14 protein-coding genes are annotated in these 16,929 nt (G+C 42.8%); 7 read left to right on the forward strand and 7 right to left on the reverse strand.

Annotation, left to right across the window (positions count from 1 at the left end; all coding sequences use genetic code 11):
• Positions 1 to 82 precede the first annotated feature (82 nt).
• Complete coding sequence (gene pcp / locus J2Z48_RS03025; RefSeq protein ID WP_307250889.1) at positions 83 to 724, reverse strand: pyroglutamyl-peptidase I; 642 nt, start codon at positions 722 to 724, stop codon at positions 83 to 85.
• 25 nt (positions 725 to 749) lie between these two features.
• Positions 750 to 2,474 (reverse strand): Rqc2 family fibronectin-binding protein, encoded by a 1,725-nt coding sequence (locus J2Z48_RS03030; RefSeq protein WP_307250891.1) that lies wholly within the window; start codon positions 2,472 to 2,474, stop codon positions 750 to 752.
• A 154-nt stretch (positions 2,475 to 2,628) separates the two neighbouring features.
• Here J2Z48_RS03030 and J2Z48_RS03035 point away from each other — a divergent pair, with 154 nt between their 5' ends.
• Positions 2,629 to 3,447, forward strand: a complete 819-nt coding sequence (locus J2Z48_RS03035; RefSeq protein WP_307250893.1) for a methyltransferase domain-containing protein — start codon at positions 2,629 to 2,631, stop codon at positions 3,445 to 3,447.
• Between the two features lie 84 nt (positions 3,448 to 3,531).
• Here J2Z48_RS03035 and J2Z48_RS03040 read toward each other — a convergent pair whose 3' ends face one another.
• The 4 genes from J2Z48_RS03040 to J2Z48_RS03055 form a co-directional block, all read right to left on the reverse strand.
• Positions 3,532 to 4,113, reverse strand: a complete 582-nt coding sequence (locus tag J2Z48_RS03040; RefSeq protein ID WP_307250895.1) for a M28 family metallopeptidase — start codon at positions 4,111 to 4,113, stop codon at positions 3,532 to 3,534.
• Positions 4,114 to 4,123: 10 nt separating this feature from the next.
• On the reverse strand, positions 4,124 to 4,675 hold the full coding sequence (locus tag J2Z48_RS03045; protein WP_307250898.1) for a GNAT family N-acetyltransferase: 552 nt from the start codon (positions 4,673 to 4,675) through the stop codon (positions 4,124 to 4,126).
• Between the two features lie 439 nt (positions 4,676 to 5,114).
• Entirely contained in the window at positions 5,115 to 7,262 is a 2,148-nt protein-coding gene (locus J2Z48_RS03050; RefSeq protein ID WP_370872853.1) for a heavy metal translocating P-type ATPase, read from the reverse strand.
• 2 nt (positions 7,263 to 7,264) lie between these two features.
• The gene (locus J2Z48_RS03055; protein WP_307250899.1) at positions 7,265 to 7,639 is read right to left on the reverse strand and encodes an ArsR/SmtB family transcription factor; all 375 of its coding nucleotides are present in this window, start codon (positions 7,637 to 7,639) and stop codon (positions 7,265 to 7,267) included.
• Between the two features lie 172 nt (positions 7,640 to 7,811).
• On the opposite strand from J2Z48_RS03055, the gene J2Z48_RS03060 reads away from it, so the two are divergent.
• Both J2Z48_RS03060 and dapF read left to right on the forward strand, forming a co-directional pair.
• On the forward strand, positions 7,812 to 10,535 hold the full coding sequence (locus J2Z48_RS03060; protein WP_307250901.1) for a calcium-transporting P-type ATPase, PMR1-type: 2,724 nt from the start codon (positions 7,812 to 7,814) through the stop codon (positions 10,533 to 10,535).
• Positions 10,536 to 10,673: 138 nt separating this feature from the next.
• Positions 10,674 to 11,528 carry a diaminopimelate epimerase gene (dapF, locus tag J2Z48_RS03065; RefSeq protein ID WP_307250903.1) on the forward strand — a complete coding sequence of 285 codons (855 nt, stop codon included), beginning with the start codon at positions 10,674 to 10,676 and terminating at the stop codon, positions 11,526 to 11,528.
• 84 nt (positions 11,529 to 11,612) lie between these two features.
• On the opposite strand, the gene J2Z48_RS03070 is transcribed toward dapF, so the two are convergent.
• Positions 11,613 to 12,383, reverse strand: a complete 771-nt coding sequence (locus J2Z48_RS03070) for a DUF3153 domain-containing protein (protein ID WP_307250906.1) — start codon at positions 12,381 to 12,383, stop codon at positions 11,613 to 11,615.
• Between the two features lie 90 nt (positions 12,384 to 12,473).
• Between J2Z48_RS03070 and J2Z48_RS03075 the strand changes: the two genes are divergently transcribed.
• From J2Z48_RS03075 to J2Z48_RS03090, 4 genes are all read left to right on the forward strand, one after another.
• Positions 12,474 to 13,832, forward strand: a complete 1,359-nt coding sequence (locus J2Z48_RS03075; RefSeq protein WP_307250908.1) for a glucose-6-phosphate isomerase — start codon at positions 12,474 to 12,476, stop codon at positions 13,830 to 13,832.
• Positions 13,833 to 13,997: 165 nt separating this feature from the next.
• On the forward strand, positions 13,998 to 14,582 hold the full coding sequence (locus J2Z48_RS03080) for a putative glycolipid-binding domain-containing protein (RefSeq protein WP_307250910.1): 585 nt from the start codon (positions 13,998 to 14,000) through the stop codon (positions 14,580 to 14,582).
• A 196-nt stretch (positions 14,583 to 14,778) separates the two neighbouring features.
• Positions 14,779 to 16,197 carry a branched-chain amino acid transporter BcaP gene (gene bcaP / locus J2Z48_RS03085; RefSeq protein WP_307250911.1) on the forward strand — a complete coding sequence of 473 codons (1,419 nt, stop codon included), beginning with the start codon at positions 14,779 to 14,781 and terminating at the stop codon, positions 16,195 to 16,197.
• A 97-nt stretch (positions 16,198 to 16,294) separates the two neighbouring features.
• Complete coding sequence (locus J2Z48_RS03090; RefSeq protein WP_307250913.1) at positions 16,295 to 16,915, forward strand: nitroreductase family protein; 621 nt, start codon at positions 16,295 to 16,297, stop codon at positions 16,913 to 16,915.
• Positions 16,916 to 16,929: the final 14 nt, after the last annotated feature.

Here is a 16,929-nt window from a genome sequence, read left to right on the forward strand (position 1 = left end):
GGTTGTTAATATTATTATAACAGATTATTATGTTTATTCTAATAAAAAAACAACTGAGCCATGTTGCCAGCCCAGTGTTTTTTTAATGTGTTTGTCCGCCTTCTAGGAGCAGATCTTGTTCATAATCCACCGAAACTTGGATTGCCGTCTCAATCCCACGTATCATATCGTCTAAGGACAAAGATGCCATATGCGGACGCGTTTGGATTTGTTCGGGTAGAAAGGGGATATGGATAAACCCACCACGAATGCTACTCTGCCTAATTTCATGCATGAGCCCGTAGAACACGTGGTTGCAGACATAGGTTCCAGCTGTTTGAGAGACGGAGGCAGGTAACCCAGCATCGCGTAAATGCTTTACAATCGCCTTAATCGGTAGGCTGGACCAATACGCTACAGGCCCTTCCTGGATAATTGGTTTATCGATTGGCTGGTTCCCTTTATTATCCGGGATTCGCGCATCATCTACATTAATTGCGACTCGTTCGATGGATAAATCAGGGCGACCCCCAGCCTGTCCCACACAAACCACGAGATCTGGCTTTACTTCTTGAATCGCCAACCGTAATTGGTCGATCGCTTCTCCGAAAACACAAGGAAGTTCACGAGAATTAATCTTATATGTTTCCGTTTCCTTCCCATCAAGTGCTTTTGCAATCTCAAGTGAGGGATTGATTTTTTCCCCTCCAAATGGTTCAAATCCCGTTAGCAATATGGCTTTCATCCTCAGGCTCCTCATCTGTAAAGGATTAATTTGCTTTTGGTTTCGTTCGTTTTACCATCTCGCGAATGGTATTTTCATCTGGAGTTACATATAGAGTTTGTTGATTTTCATAAATAACGAATCCCGGACGAGCACCTGCTGGCTTTTTCACATGCTTGATTGTGACATAATCCACCGGAACTTGACTCGATTCACGGGCTTTGCTGTAGTACGCCGCTAGAGTAGCTGCCTCTAAAAGTGTTTCCTCGCTGATTTCTTTACTACGAATGACGACATGTGAGCCAGGGATATCTTTGGTATGAAGCCACGTATCCGAGTTGTGGGCAAGCTGATGAGTGAGATAATCATTTTGCTTATTATTTTTGCCGACTAAAATGAGCGTTCCATCTTTCGCGTACATGCTGATTGGATTCGGCTTCTCTTTCTTCTTTCGGTTCGGGCGACGTTGTGTACGTACCCAGCCTTCTTCTTCCAGTTCTTCTCGAATTTGCTCTACTTCTTTTAAAGAGCTATTTTCTAGCAACACAAGCACCGATTCCAGATACTGATTCTCGTCCCCCGCGATGGCGATCTGCTCTAGATTGTACTTCTTGGACGCTTTCCGTTTGTTGTAACGTTTATAATAACGTTGTGCGTTTTCAGAAGGAGAGAGTAGAGGGTCTAACTGAATCTCGATCTGTTTTTCTTCCGGATCATAGTAGTTAGCAAGACGGACAAACGAGTCTCCGCGTTGGATTTCATGCATGTATGTTGTTAGTAGCTCTCCTTTGATACGCTCTTCTTCCACTAAATCCGATTCCGCAACTTCCTTGCGTAATATCTCGATTTTTTTCTCGTTTTTCTCCCGTTCATTCGTTAACCGCTTAATGAGATCTAACGTCTGCCCACGAACCCGATCTCGATCTGCTTTTCCATAATAGAAGGATTCTAGGCACTCACTCATTGACTCAAAATGAAGATGCTCTCCAGCGAGATGAGTGAGTCTCGTTGCATAGAAATAATGCTTTCCTTCTGCTTCTACACGAGTTGCTTGATACTGATGGTTACGGAATTCCTCTATCAGCTGATGAAACGCATTCCATAGATTTTTTCGCTCTCCGATTCCTGCCCGAAATACAATCTCTTTGGCGATTAAGGGACCCAGTCCGAGGAAACGATTTACTAACTGCTTATCGAGCCGTCCCGCCAAATAGTCAAAGCCAGAGAGAAAGGTTGTTTCATCCACGGCAAATGGGTCTAACTTCTCTTGAGCAGGTGGATACTCATAATCTCTACCGGGTAAGACTGGACGTACTTTACTTACCGAATAAGGAACCCGGCGAAGCGCATCCATGATTCGATTTGTCTCGAGGTCGAGTAGGATGACATTACTTGTGCGACCTAAGATTTCAATCGAAAGCCTTCGTAGTACTTCATCCCCTAATTCGTTTACACCTCGAATATCAATCTGCACAATCCGTTCCATGCCTACTTGTCGGACCGCTTGAATGAACGAACCCTCAATATGTTTACGAAGAAGCATACAAAACATAGGTGGTTCTTTTGGATGATCCGCAGGGGATTCAGTAAATTGAAAACGAGGATAAGCAGGATGGGCAGATATATATAGTTTATGATTTTGCCCTTGCGAACGAATATATAGCACAATTTCTGTATCACTTGGTTGATAGACTTTACTGATCCGTCCCCCAACCAACTTGGTTGTAAGTTCATGCGTAACCGCGCGAGTTACGATTCCATCAAATGACATAAGTATGTTCAGTCCTTTTATCAATTACATTCATGGGTATTCCTTTATTGTACCTGAATTCAACTACCTGTTGCAGAAAGAAAAAAGTCAATTGACAAGTTATTGTTTGCTCTACCCAGTCAAATTAAAATAGCGATATAGGAGTTGAACAACCATGATGAACCAGATTGCTAAAAACATCTATCGCTATCGAAAAGAAAAAGGGTTTACACAAGAAAAGCTTGCTCATTCGTTAGGAATTACCCATCAGGCGATCTCCAAATGGGAGAATGAACAAGCAATGCCGGATATCACATTACTTCCTGAGATATCGAAGATACTGGAAGTAAGCATAGATAAATTATTAGGCTACGTTTCCCATGATAAACCAATCACCATTTACGAAAAAGCATACGAAACGCCAGAGTACTACTGGGGATTCCAACCGAATTCAGACTGCTACAAGGTTCTCGAATATATACCACCGATTCGCAATATGAAACTATTAGATATCGGGTGTGGAGAGGGGAGAAATGCTGTCTTTTTCGCTCGAAATGGCTATGATGTAACCGCATTTGATATATCCGATGCAGGGATTGAAAAAACGAAGAGACTAGCTGACCATGTGGGGGTAGAGGTAAACGTGTTTAAAGCCGATCTACTAGACTTTCGACTAAACACTCACTTCGATATCCTCTTCTCAAGCGGAGTGCTCCATTACATCAATCCAAAGTATCAAGAAGAGATATTTCAAAACTACAAAGACTATACCACACTAGGAGGTATGCATTTCTTCAACGTATTCGTACAAAAGCCCTTCATCCCATCCCCACCTGAAAACGAGCCAAATAGCCATGATTGGAAGTCAGGGAAGCTATTATCGTATTATCATGATTGGTTAATTGAGGCTAGCTCCGAGGACATTATTGATTGCGATTCATCAGGTGTTCTGCATCAACATGCTATGAATCGAGTTGTGGCTAGGAAGGTGTGATTCTTCGATCTCTAGAGGATAGACCAAATAAAAATAACGAGTCGAAGTCCGCTATTTTTATTTGGTCTACTCCTTTTACGAGTACTATTTTGTTAAATTCCCTAGCACGTCCAAGGTAATATTCAACGAATTTTGTAAGTCTTCTTTTTGAATTTTATCAATGGTATCGTTATCTGTATGGTAGTTCTTATCTGTTTGATAGAATATAAGGGCGGTGGGAATCCCGGCATCTTCAAATGGGACTTGGTCACTAGCCATGAGGGTACCACGTTCATACTTCAATTTCATTTCTTTCGCTTTTTGTACGAAGGCATCCGTTAGATGTTGCTTTGATTCAGGATAAGAGGTAAATATGCCTAGTGAATCTCCGACTCCCACCATGTCGAAGTTAATCATTCCAGCTATGTCGTCTTTTTGTTGCTTTGATAACGATTCTACATACTTTGTGGAACCTACCATCCACGCTTCTTCTGCTCCAAATGCCATGAACTGAATATTATGGTTCAATTTCTTTTTTGACAATTGCTTTGTTATTTCCATCATCGTTGCTGTACCAGAGGCATTGTCATTAGCGGCTGGGTTATCTACTCCATCGTAGTGGGCACCTAGAATATAGGTCTTCGGGTTTTTGGCTTCTTTTTGTGCCTTCAGTGTGGCGATAATCATTACTTTTCTACTACTTCTCCCACTCAGTTCTCAATATAGAGTATTGATACTCATCGATCCATTGTCCTTTTGACATATAATTTTGCAATAAATGACCCTCACGTCTCATCCCTACGCGTTCTAAAACCGCAATCGATTTGCTATTTCGAACGTCTGAAAACGCAATTGCTTTATGTTTCCCTAGTGAGTGGAACACATATCGTAATAACGCACCAACCGCCTCAGTCGCATATCCATTTCCTTGGTATTCTGGAGAGAGTGTGAAGCCAATTTCTACGATGCGAGGCTCCACGGTAGGAGTATGGAGAGCACAATCGCCGATGAGTTGGTTTGTTTCGGCTAAAGCAACCGCAAACTGGAACCATGTACCCGGTTGATTCGGTTGATGATTCATCTGTTGATTCACAAATGTTTGTGCATCCTGATACTGATAATTTTCCCACGACTGAAAAGTAGCCACTTCCGGATTTGAACGATAGAAATGAAAAGTATCAATGTCACTTGTACAAAATCTCCTCAAAACAAGACGATCCGTTTTTTCAAAGAGTGTAGATGTTTCCATATATGTACCCCAATTCTTGTTCAGCCTTCGTTTCCTTATTTTATCACGAATATTGAGGTTTCTATAAATCTATTGGGACTCCTACAAAGATCAAAGAAGCTAGCTTTTTGACAACTAGCTTCTTTGATCTTTGTAGTACTCTCTATATGCAGTCCAGCCTGCTGAATAACGAGTAAATGGAATAGGCTAGGGGCCAATGTATCTGGGTACAGTGATGTTAGTGAGCCTGCAGCGAAGTCCTTCGAACGAAGCAAGGGGCGTTTTGTGGCAATGTCTGAGCGTTCTTTGCGAGTTTTGCCACTTGCCCGAAGCGGACTTGCTCTTCACATCCTCGCTGGCTCACTATTTGAGCTGTAGACAGATACATTGCCCCAGGCTTTCTTTTTTCAATAAGCCCATCATTTTGGTTTGCTTCAATGCAACCATGTAACTATGTGTCTTACTTCTCCCTAACCCTCAAAAGCCTCAATGCATTAGCCGTCACAATCAAAGTCCCACCCAAATCCGTAAACACAGCCATCCACAAAGTCAAATACCCCGGAATAATCAACAGCAGAGCCAACAATTTTAACCCAAACGCAAACGAGATATTCTGCTTAATCACCCGAAGAGCTTTTCGACTTAACCGAATCGTAAACGGGATCTTCTGCAAATCATCTCCCATCAGGGCGATGTCCGCTGTCTCGAGAGCCGTATCCGTACCAGCGCCACCCATCGCAATTCCTAGATTGGCAGTAGCAAGCGCAGGTGCATCATTAATTCCATCTCCCACCATCGCAACTTTCGCTCCTTGATTCCGCAATACTTGAATCTGAGCCAGCTTATCTTCTGGTAAGAGTTCCGATTGAATTTGACTAATGCCTAGCTGTTTCCCGATTACTTGCGCTGTTGCTTGATTATCGCCTGTTAACATAACCGTTTGTTTAATCCCAACACGGTGCAATTGTTGAATCACATCTGCGCTGTTCGAGCGAATCTCATCTTGAACAGCAAACAGCGCTAGCACTTGATACTCATTGGTTAACAACATAACGGTTTGCCCTTTTGCTTGCTGCCTTTCGACTGCTTGTTGAATCGATTCAGGAAGGGCGTTAGTAAGTGATTCTGCTATATAGGACGGTTTTCCTAAGCGATAGAGAATATCATCGACTTTTCCTTCTACCCCTTTACCTGTGACCGACATGAACGCAGTTACTTGTTTTTCCGTTTGTCCCCCTTGCTCCTGTGCATAGCGTGAAATCGCGGCTGCAATAGGATGTTGGGAGTTTTTTTCTAAAGCATAAGCGATATCGAGAAGTGATTCTTTTGTTTCTGCTTCGGACAACATTTCAAAATGGGTAACAGTTGGAGTTCCTTTAGTTAGAGTTCCTGTTTTGTCAAAGGCGATCGTATCAATAGACCCCGCTGTTTCTAAGTGAACCCCGCCTTTGATGAGCACACCATGCCGAGCCGCATTTCCAATCGCGGTGACGATGGCAACAGGCGTAGAAATCACGAGCGCACAAGGACATCCTACAACTAGTAGCGCTAAAGCCCGGTAAATCCATTCGGACCACCCACCGACAAAGAGAGGAGGGAGGACGGCGATCAATAGGGCAAGTAACATGATCGCAGGTGTATAGTACCTAGCAAAACGATCCACAAAGGCTTGTGCAGGAGCCCGTTCTGCTTGAGCTTCTTCTACAAGATGAACAATTTTGGCAAGCGTAGTGTCTTTCACCCGTTTGGTTACTTGAATTTCTAAGTATCCTTCTTGGTTAATCGTTCCGGCGAAAACATCGTCCCCTATCTCTTTACTGACAGGAATCGATTCTCCTGTGATAGGAGCTTGATTAATATAGGAAGAACCAAGACTTATTTTTCCATCCATCGGGATTTTTTGCCCCGGTTTTACGAGCATCAGGTCACCGACTTGAATCTCATCGACTGAGAGAGTGATTTCCTCTCCATTCCGCCGAATGGTAGCTTGCTTAGGAGCAATTTCCATCAAAGAACGAATCGATTTTCGCGCGCGTTCCATCGAGTACCGTTCTAGTGATTCGCTGATGGCAAATAGGATGACAACCGTTGCTCCTTCACTCCACTCACCAATAGCCGCCGCTCCGAGGATGGCAATCGTCATCAAGACTTTCATGTCAAATTGTAGCCGGACTAAATTTTTTAATCCACTTAGGAAGAGATTCCATCCGCCTACTACGATGGAGCCAATGTAGAGAGCGATCGTTACGATCTCTTTCTCTCCCGAAGTGTAAGAGGAGAGAGCCCCTAGAAGTAACAATACTGCTGATAGCAGGAGCTGAATGTTTTCGCGTTTCTTCCAAAAAGGTACCTTTTTCGTTTCCGCGCTCCACTGTTGGTCTGCTCGAACTTTAATTTGATCAAAAGCACCTGCTTCTTCTAATTCGGAGATCGTTGCTTTCCCGTAAACTGTCATCTTAGAAGCACCAAAATTGACCCGACAATCCTGTACATTGGGGAGTGATTTTACATTTTTTTCGAATTTTGCCGCGCAGGAGCCACATGTTAAATTATCTAATCGATATACTGTTTCATCCTGTTTTGTTTGAGTCATATCATGTTGAGACATTTTTATCTCACCTCTTTTTGATGGACAAAAGCAAGTTGAATTAATTGACTTACATGGTCATCGTCTAAGGAGTAGTATACGAGTTTTCCTTCTTTTCGAATCTTCGCCAGCCCCATTTTTTTAAGCAGTCGAAGGTGGTGAGAAGCGGTCGCCATAGATGATGAGATGATCTCAGCTATATCACAAACACATAACTCTCCTTCTTGATGGATAGCATAAGCGATTTTGAGCCGAGTTGGATCGGCCAAGGCTTTAAACAGTTGTGCAGTGCCTTCGAAGTCTTCCGTTTGTAAGTCTTGTTGAATTCGCGCTACTTTCGGCTCATCCACACAGACTATTTCGCATTGTTCTGCTGATTCGAGAGAGGATGGTTTCATCTATACTCAATCCTTTATATTCAAGTATCTATTTGATTGTTATTATATTTCTTTCAGATACATTAGTCAAACAAACATTTGAATGTATGAATCTATCATAACTCGTCCGAATGAACTGACTTGTCCCTGAATAACATGTATAGAGCAACATGGGACAAAGGGGGAGCTGTGTGTGTCGGACACAAACCAGTGGATTGATCTTGATCCAGAACGAGTCGCACAAGAACTGAGAGTTGATTTAGAAAAGGGACTTACATCAAATGAAGCCAAAAAAAGATTCAAACAAATAGGACCGAACCAGATTAGTGAAAGTGAAAAAGCCTCCTTATTATCTGTCTTTGTAGATCAATTTAAAGACTTTATGGTACTGATCTTGTTGGCGGCTACCTTGATCTCAGGTCTACTTGGTGAATATACCGATGCGATCGCGATTATTGCGATTGTGATGTTAAATGCGGTTCTAGGATTTATCCAAGAGATAAAAGCAGAGAAATCACTAGCGGCGCTTAAAAAGCTTTCCTCACCTACCGCCCGCGTGATGCGTGAAGGGAAGTGGGCTCGAATTCCAGCTGAGGAATTAGTTCCAGGTGACCTTATTTTTCTCGAAAGTGGCGATCGGATTCCAGCTGATGTTCGTTTCTTTCAGGCCGTTTCGCTACGTGTAGAAGAATCAGCATTGACAGGGGAATCGCTCCCTGTTGAAAAAATATCAAGTCGTTTACCTCGTGCTGATGTACCGTTAGGCGATCGAAAAAACATGGGCTATATGGGGACGCTCGTGGTTCAAGGAACGGGAATCGGTCTGGTAGTGGATACAGGCATGCAGACCGAGATGGGGAAAATAGCGCATCTGATTCAAGCAACGGAATCAACCGAGACACCTCTACAGCGAAGGTTGGAACAATTAGGGAAAGTGTTGATCGTGGCTTCCTTATTTTTGACCGCTGTGGTGGTTGGAACTGGGATTTGGCATGGGCAAGAGATGTATCGGATGTTTTTGGCAGGGGTTAGTTTGGCGGTTGCTGCGATTCCCGAGGGATTACCAGCCATTGTAACAGTGGCTCTGGCGTTGGGTGTTCAGCGTATGATTAAGCGGAGAGCAATCGTGCGCAAGTTGCCTTCCGTGGAAACGTTGGGCTGTGCAACGGTGATTTGTTCGGACAAGACAGGCACACTGACTCAAAATAAGATGACGGTTACCCGATTATGGACGTTAGGGAAGGATGTTGAAGTAGATCCTAATGTTTCTGCTAGTAAAGACTGCTTTTGGATTCAAAATCAGGTTATCTCACCTCAGAAAGACTTAGGTATTACTCGATTGTTAGAAATATCGGTACTGTGTAATAACGCGATCTTAGAGCGTACAGATCGGATGGATACTTGGCAAGTAGATGGTGATCCAACAGAGGGAGCTCTTCTAGTTGCGGGTGGGAAAGCAGGATTATATCAAGATGTCTTAACGAACTCATGGAAACGTTTGCGAGAGTTCCCATTTGATTCGAAGCGAAAAATGATGTCAGTTCTTTTGAACAGCCCATCAGGTCAATGTTTCCTGTATGCCAAGGGAGCGCCTGATGTGTTACTAGAAAGTTGTACGCATGCTCTCATTCAAGGAAAAGTGACCCGTCTTTCAGACCAACTTCGTGAGCAAATTCAAGAGCAAAATGAAGACTTAGCAAGTATGGCGCTACGCAACCTAGCCTTTGCTTACCGAGAAGTGGGAAAAGGAGAACAACAAAGTCCTCAAATGGCTCTTGAAGAGAGATTGGTTTTTGTCGGACTAGCGGGAATGATTGACCCACCTCGTCCCGAAGTGAAAGATGCGATTGAAATATGTCGAAATGCTGGTATCAAAACGATTATGATTACAGGAGATCATCAAGCGACAGCGGAAGCAATCGCTTATGAATTGGGGATTAAATCAACTTCCGGATTCACGATTAGTGGGCAACAATTAAGCGAGATGAGTGATGAACAATTACAAAATAGGGTTAACGAGATTGATGTATATGCGCGAGTCTCTCCCGAACACAAACTACGGATTGTAAAAGCGCTGCAGCAAGCTGGTCACGTGGTAGCGATGACGGGAGATGGCGTAAACGATGCCCCAGCGATAAAAGCAGCCAATATTGGGATTGCGATGGGAATAGCGGGTACGGATGTTAGTAAGGAAGCTTCCTCTTTAATCTTAGCAGATGATAACTTTGCCACGATTGTTTCTGCGATTGAAGAAGGTAGGCATATCTACGATAACATTCGCAAATTTATTAGCTACTTGTTAGCCAGTAATGTGGGTGAAATTTTGGTGATGTTTTTTGCGATGTTAGCTGGGCTTCCTCTACCACTGCTACCAATCCAAATTTTATGGGTGAACTTGGTAACAGATGGTTTACCTGCGATGGCACTGGGTGTAGATCCTGCTGAGGATAATACGATGGCTCGTGCTCCTCGAAACAGCCGTGAAAGTGTTTTTGCTAGGGGAGTCGGCTGGAAGATTCTCACACGGGGATTGCTAATTGGCTCATGCTCTCTGCTTGCTTTTTGGGTGACCTTTATGCAATATCCAGAGAATCTCGCCGTCTCACAAACAGTCGCTTTTGCTACGTTGGTTATGGCCCAATTAATCTATGTATTTGATTGTCGCTCAGAAGGAACGATTTTTCAGAGGGCCCCATTTAATAACAAAGCTTTGCTCTTGGCAGTGGCTTCGTCGGTATTCTTGTTGGTAGGGGTCATTTATTATTCACCCCTACAACCAATCTTTCATACGGTACCGCTCGGAATTCGGGACTGGACTTTAGTTACCGTTACGGCTTCGTTACCTGTACTCTTAGCAGGTTTGTTAGATTCGGTGGCTCTCACAGTCCGCAAGGTATTTAAGCTGAGAATCAATTAATTCCGTATAGCGAACAGACAGATGAGTGAACATGCTCATCTGTCTGTCTGTTTGTTTTTTGTAAATCCTCTTTTCAGGATAAATGTTTTCTGATATGTTGAGTGAGTTAATCTTTCTCACAAAAGGGGATTTATCCGTATGCGATTTACAAAAATGCATGGTCTTAGTAATGATTTTGTGGTCGTAGTAGATCGCGAAGGTGTACCAGGCAATATAGCTCAACTTGCTGTCGCCATTTGCAATCGGCATACAGGAATCGGGGCAGATGGCTTGGTATATATCTTGCCATCTGAGGTAGCAGATTGTCAGATGCGCATTTTTAATGGAGACGGTAGCGAATCTGAGCAATGTGGAAATGCGATTCGCTGCGTTGCAAAGTATTTTTATGAGCGGATATCGAGCGGAAAAGCAGAACTTAAGATTGAAACCAAAAGAGCCGTTCAGTCGGTTTGGCTTACAGTCAAAGAAGGAAAAGTGACCCAAGTTCGTGTGGATATGGGTCAGCCGATTTTGGAAGCAAGCCACGTTCCCGTGATCTCAACTCAATCCATTGCCCAAGACGAGCAATTAGTAGTGCAAGATCGTGAATTTGTATATAGTGCTGTATCCATGGGGAATCCACATGCTGTGATTGAAGTGGAGAACGCACTGGAGTTTCCTCTTCATCAATACGGTCCATTAATCGAAAATCACCCCCATTTTCCAAACCGTACCAATGTAGAGTTTATTACCGTTCACCAGCCTAACTCTGTCACGATGCGGGTGTGGGAGCGGGGTGTGGGAGAGACTCAAGCTTGTGGTTCGGGTGCTTGTGCTACGGTGGTAGCGTCAGCTCGTAAAGGAAGGCTTGACCGTAAGGCTACTGTTCATCTAAAAGGAGGAGACCTTCTCATTGAATGGAGAGTAGAAGATGACCATGTCTATATGACAGGACCTGCCGCTTATTCTTTTGACGGGGATTGGGAATTACTGAGACCTGTCCATCTTGCATAGATTGAGTGATCATTGCATAGCCTAAAATAACCGAATGGGTACGAAAGTCTCTCGTCTAGGATGTATACTGGATGAGGGGCTTTTTTATTTCCCAGCAACTTTTCGCTTTCTTATCGTCGTGAACAGGACAACACCGAGGAATAGAATAGCGAACAAGCATAAAACGCCGACTGTAATGGGATTTGGGATTTCAACCGTCATGAAGATCGGATTTTTTTGTCCGAATTTTAAATCCCAACATAATGTCTTCCCTTCATTTTGTACCTGACTTGCATTACTATTATCTGGCGCGATGGGCAAAGTGATTTGAAACTGTAGAGAGGGTGGGGTTTCATTCTTTTTTCCAAAATAATGCTGATAGGTAGCATATAGCTTATTAACAGGCAAGTTAGTTAAATCCAAATCTGTGTTTCGATATCGGATCTGAGTGGTAAATAAATCCGAATTCCACGTTAAGTGCTTGTTTGATTTGGTTTCACTTGGCTTAAAGTCTAGTGACTGTAAGCTTGGGAGGTCGCTTTGTAGGATCGTGGTCCATGAATTCATTAGTTGTGAGAAGTCAGGAAAATCTTGCTGGATAGGAGTATCGAGAATATTTTTTACTTCTTTCTCAGCAGAGAATCCGACCTCTTCATTTGTTTTGATGGGGGTGATCTGATAGCCTTTTTGCCTGTAATGATCAGACAGCCAGGTTGTTATTTTACCTAGTCTGGGATCATTGGCGATCTGAAACTTATATGTACCGGATAAGTCCCAATTTATATTCATATGGATATTGGTCTGTGCACAACCAGTTAGGAGTAGACTACAACATAGTCCGATCAAGAAAATGTGGGCTTTGTGAACGAAGGACATTACGAAATCTCTCCTTTTCAGGGTTTATATGTTTTGAGATGGACAATATAACAAAAAGAGGAAATCATACTCGTATGGAGGGTATTTTTTATGAGTAATATTCAGTTTGAATTCCAAACAGCTAGGCCATTCTTAGGGGATCATGAAGTAACACAGCTAGCTCCTGCGATTCAATTAGCACATGAGCAATTACATAATGGAACAGGTGCAGGCTCTGATTTCTTAGGATGGGTCAATCTGCCATCCCAGTATGACCGAGAAGAGTTTGCACGAATTCAGTCCGCCGCAGAGCGAATCCAAGCAAATTCGGATGTATTAATCGTAATTGGAATTGGTGGTTCCTACTTAGGTGCGCGTGCGGTAATCGAGATGTTGTCTCACTCCTTTTACAATATGCAGACCAAAGAGCAACGGAAAACGCCAGAGATTTACTTTGTAGGTCATCATATAAGTTCGCATTATGTTGCCAACCTCCTTCAAATGATCGAAGGAAAGGATGTAAGTGTGAATGTGATTTCTAAATCGGGGACGACTACGGAACCCGCCATCGCCTTCCGTGTGTTCCGCGATTATCTGGAAAAGCGATATGGTTTAGAAGAAGCACGGAAACGGATTTTTGCGACTACCGACCGTGAGAGAGGCGCGCTTAAGACACTTGCTACGACAGAAGGTTATGAAACATTTGTGATCCCTGACGATGTGGGGGGACGTTATTCCGTTCTTACAGCAGTTGGACTTCTACCGATTGCCGTATCGGGGATTCCGATCCAAGAGTTAATGGAAGGCGCTCAAGAAGCAGAAAAACAATACACAAATCCGGATTTGGCATCCAATCCATGTTATCAATACGTTGCTGCCAGAAATGCCTTGTATCGCAAAGGAAAAACGACCGAAATACTAGTAAACTATGATCCAGCGCTCCAATATTTCTCTGAATGGTGGAAGCAGTTGTTTGGAGAGAGTGAAGGGAAGGACCAAAAAGGATTGTTCCCAGCATCGGTTAACTTCACTTCCGATCTTCATTCGATGGGTCAATATATCCAAGAAGGACTCCGTACCATTTTCGAAACCGTTCTCTTTGTGAAACATTCATCGCAAAAGATCGTGATTGAGAAAGCAGAGGACGATCTAGATGGGTTAAACTACCTAGCAGGGAAAGATCTTGACTTTGTGAACGCAAAGGCATTTGAAGGAACCTTGCTTGCCCATACAGATGGGGGTGTTCCGAATCTCGTCTTGCGAATAGATGAACTTACCCCACGAACAGTTGGGCACCTGATCTACTTCTTTGAAAAAGCTTGTGGAGTTAGCGGTTATCTACTAGGAGTTAACCCATTTGATCAGCCTGGAGTAGAAGCTTATAAGAAAAACATGTTTGCTTTGCTTGGTAAACCTGGCTATGAAGATGAAAGGGAGCAACTTTTGAAGCGTTTGGAGCCGAAAGACTAAAGACTGGTAAGTAGAGATAAATATTGGAGCAAGATCGAGGCATGTATCCGACCAACTTATCTATATGTAAGTTGGTCTATTTTTTGATACATTTTTGGATTACGAGATTATAAAAACGGGTATAGAGGAAGGAGTTATGGACGAAATGAGGAGACTGCCATGCACATGGATGCAATTTGGCGTTCTTGGGATGAATCAACATTAGAGCACCTATCTTTTGATATCAAAGATACACAGATTATTGCGAACTCTGTCATCACAGCAACTAGTGGAGTTCATCCCATTTGTATCTCATATCACTTAATTTGTGATAAAGAATGGAGGACCAGAGAAGTTTCTCTTCTCGTTTCACATGAAGAGAAGCCAAGATTTCTCCATCTACTCTCAGATGGGGAGGGAAACTGGACCTATCGAGATGGAGGTCCGATAGAGGAACTAGAAGGATGTATTGATATTGATCTTTCCATCTCTCCGTTTACCAATATTCTACCCATTCGTCGACTTCACTTTCCCATTCGGCCCACTAATTCCATGCCCGTTGTTTATATTGATGTACCGAGCTTATCCTTGGAGCGAGGGTGTCAACGTTATACGCATTTAAAGCGGAATGGCCCCCTAGTGAAATATAGCTTTGAAAATCTATATAAAGGATTTACCAAAGAGTTTTGGATTGATGAGCACGGACTTGTCATAGACTATCCAGGCTCATTTCGCCGAAAAGTAGAGGTAGAAGTAGAAGTCGCTGAATAAGCGGCTTTTTGTTTGGAGATTATAACTATTAGCATAAATTGCCTATTAAATATATACTTAATTATCACTTGACTACATAAAAGCATTTATGTAAAATGGCGTAAAGCTAGCACATATTAATATTTCATAGAATATTAGTCGTTTGAATTGTTTAAATTGTTGTGTTTTAGCTCTATAAGGAATAGGGGGACTTATCTTGAAATCATCTACGGGGCTTTTCCGTAAAAAAAGTATTCAAAGTTTTGTGCAAGATGCACAAACAAAATCAAAATTACAAAGAAATTTAACTGCATGGGATTTGGCCTTGCTGGGAATCGGGGCCATTATCGGTACAGGAATCTTTGTATTAACAGGTACAGGTGCCTTGCAAGCAGGTCCAGCACTTACGATTTCTTTCTTACTAGCTGGTTTGGCTTGTGCGTTTGCAGCACTTTGTTATGCTGAGTTTGCATCACTGGTTCCGGCATCTGGTTCTGTTTATACCTATAGCTATGCCACATTAGGCGAAATCATTGCATGGGTTATCGGCTGGGATTTAGTGTTAGAATATTTGTTCGCTGTTAGTTCCGTTGCTGTAGGTTGGTCGGGTTACTTTCAAAACCTACTATCTGGATTTGGGCTCCATCTACCGAAAGCATTAACAGCAGCTTATGATGCTCAGGCAGGTACATTATTTAACTTACCAGCTGTCTTGATTGTTTTATTTATCACCTTTTTACTAGCTACTGGGATTCAAGCTTCGAAAAAAATAAACAACATTATGGTCCTTGTAAAAATAGGGGTTGTTCTGCTCTTTATCTTGGTGGGTATATTCTATGTACAACCAAGTAACTGGGCTCCATATGCACCATTTGGTTTTGGCGGGATTTCACTCGCAGCGGCAACGGTATTCTTTGCCTACATTGGCTTTGATGCGGTAGCGTCTGCGGCGGAAGAAACAAAAAATCCACAACGCGACTTACCGCGTGGAATTTTATGGTCGCTTGGAATTTGTACTCTTTTATATGTAATTGTTTCGGCAATCATGACGGGAGCGGTTCCGTTTGCTCAGTTTAAAGGGATTGCTCATCCGGCCTCCTTTGTAATGGATCAGGTAGGGCAGACATGGGTCGCTGGCTTTATCGATGTAGGAGCTATTTTGGGTCTGACAACCGTTATTCTCGTTATGTTATATGGACAAACTCGTATTTTCTACGCAATGTCTCGGGATGGACTATTACCGAAATTCTTCTCTGATGTAGATGAAAAACATTCGACTCCTTTTAAAGCAACTTGGTTAGTTGGGATTATCGCCGCGTTAATCGGTGGTCTGTTTAAATTAGACCAATTGGCTGAGATGGTGAATATCGGTACACTCTTCGCCTTTATGCTGGTTTGTATCGGGGTTCTAGTACTTCGCAAGACGGAGCCAAACTTACCACGTAAATTTAAAACACCATTTGTTCCGTTGGTTCCAATCTTAGGTGTATTATTCTGTGGATACCTCATTATACAGTTACAAATGGTTACTTGGATTGCATTTGGTATCTGGTTTGTAATTGGACTTGTTGTATACTTCGGGTACTCCCGCAAACATTCTTTGATTGGCAAGGGTCCTGTTCAAGGGAAAAAGTAAATCACAGTAGACAAGCTATAGGAGCAGAGATTCCTGTAGCTTGTTTTTTGCTTTCTATTATGGAAAGATACTTATAAAGCAATAAGGAGGAATATGAATGAATCCAAACTTTCAAGCAGTGAAAGAAGTTATGCTCTCTCGTGGTAGTGTTAAACGATATGATACATACGAAATGCCAAAAGAAGAATTAGATGAACTATTAACACTAGCAGCAAGTGCTCCGTCCTCTTGGAACATTCAACATTGGCGCTATCTAGCGATTCAAAGTGAAGAAGCGAAACAACGTTTACTGCCTATCGCCTATAATCAGATTCAGGTGACCGAGTCATCTGTCGTGATTGTGATCCTAGGGGATATGGAAGCCAACAAAGGGGCTCGTATCGTTTATGATGAGGATCTCGCGCAAGGAGAATTAACACAAGAGATTTATGATCGGACGCTTGGACAAATCGATGGTGCCTATCAAAACAAACAATATGCTCGTGATGCAGCCTTCCTGAATGCAAGCCTCTCCGCTATGCAGTTAATGCTGGCAGCAAAAGCAAAAGGGTTTGATACTTGTGCCATGGGTGGATTTAATAGCGCGTCATTGGTAAAAGAATTTAATATTCCGGATCGCTATGTTCCTGTGATGCTCATCACGATCGGGAAAGCAGCCCAGCCTGCCCGTCCCACTAATCGTTTAGACCTAGATACATTAGTATTGGAAACGTTATAAGACATCACACATAA

This window comes from Croceifilum oryzae, assembly GCF_030814315.1.
GTDB lineage: Bacteria > Bacillota > Bacilli > Thermoactinomycetales > Thermoactinomycetaceae > Baia > Baia oryzae.